The 1434-nt window shown below is 44.4% G+C and carries 1 protein-coding gene; it reads right to left on the bottom strand.

Translation table 11 applies throughout. From position 1 onward, the window contains the following. Window positions 1–1091 (bottom strand): RHS repeat-associated core domain-containing protein (locus JSQ97_RS13215; RefSeq protein ID WP_370590057.1); only part of this gene is annotated, 1091 nt, incomplete at its 3' end. Between the last annotated feature and the right edge of the window lie 343 nt (window positions 1092–1434).

Genomic DNA, 1434 nt, shown 5'->3' with positions numbered 1-1434 from the left:
GAATTTACAGATACAGTTGCTTTAGCAATTTTGTATTGAACAGAAATACCATCAACATTCAATGTTATTGGAGATTCATTAAATACATTTTGAAGTGCAGCAAGGCCTATATCATTTAAATTATCAAATTCGATTGAAAAACCTTTTTTTACAGTACCTGTCACTGTACAACTATATGACAAATCTCCAATTTTAGCAGAACCAGATGTTACCAGTCCAACATCACCCTTACCTGTAAAAAAATTTGAAAAAAAGTTCCCTATGTAAGATAAACTTTGTCTAAAAGCAATATACAAGCTTGCTCCTACGGCATTAACTTGATGCTTTATATAATTTTGTTCATCAAAACGGGGTATGCCAGTTTCTCTCCCATCCGGATCGGTATACTTCACCGGATTATTCCCCGCGTAGTGATACAGCTGGAAGTTTACGACGTTGAACACACCACCCATGCCCGGCAGCTTCTCGTTATGCTTCTTCGCCTCATCACTTATGGGAGCCTGTGGTATATACTCCCCAACCGCCGGATCCGTTGACAGCCACCGACTGTACTTCGCATCCAAGTACCGTGCTCCGTAGTAGTATAAGCCGGTTTCTTCGTCCTGCTCCTTCGCCGTAAACTTGTACGGCAAGTACCGCAGCCCTTCTTCGTTCTCCGTCTTTTTCTCTACCCACAGCTCCCCGTACGGCGTGTATTCTATCCGTTGGTACTCATTGCCCTCGTAGTCGGTGATGAGCTGTGCACTTCCCAAGTGGTCGGGGTGGTAGTAATACTGATGATGCCACTCGTCGCTCTGTCCGTAGCTTGCTTCGAGTTTACTCGTCTGCTTCGTGACGACCCGCGTTTCGCCTAAGTATATGTGTTTCGAATACTGCCCGTCGCGCAATCCTTTATCCGTGTGCCACGTCCACATCGTGTTGAAATACAGCGTCTCGCTCGAATTGGACATCGTCCATTTGGCAGCGCGGTTTCCGTACGTCGCGCAAGCGCGCCGTTTGCGTAAGCGGAAATTATTATCTAGCGTGCCTTCGGCACCCAAGGCATCAGCACCATACACATAGCGCGTATCGTAAGCGGCTTTGCAGCTCAAACGCCATGATTTTGAGCCGCTGCTGAATTGTCAAAGAACGAAACTGCAAAACAGTTCATGGGAATATCTTACAGAAGATTTCTTGCAAACCGGTTTATTATAATGCACCAATGGCGAATTGTAAAATGTTTTTTGCGGTATATCGCGGTACCTTAATTTTTTTGCACCCTTGCCAGAGCTTCTTTTTGGCACGAGCACAGAGAACGCAATGACCACGAACGGCAGTGGAACGACCTGCATTTTTTTGAATAAAAAATCCTTTATTCAAAAAACCGCGTTTGTATGTCCTTTTTTTGATTTTCAAGCACCCATATTTTCCCTGTTTTATAAATGTCTATATGAG

It is taken from the genome of Treponema sp. Marseille-Q4523 (assembly GCF_016901105.1).
Classification (GTDB): domain Bacteria; phylum Spirochaetota; class Spirochaetia; order Treponematales; family Treponemataceae; genus Treponema_D.
This window is presented reverse-complemented; position numbering and strand designations above follow the sequence as displayed.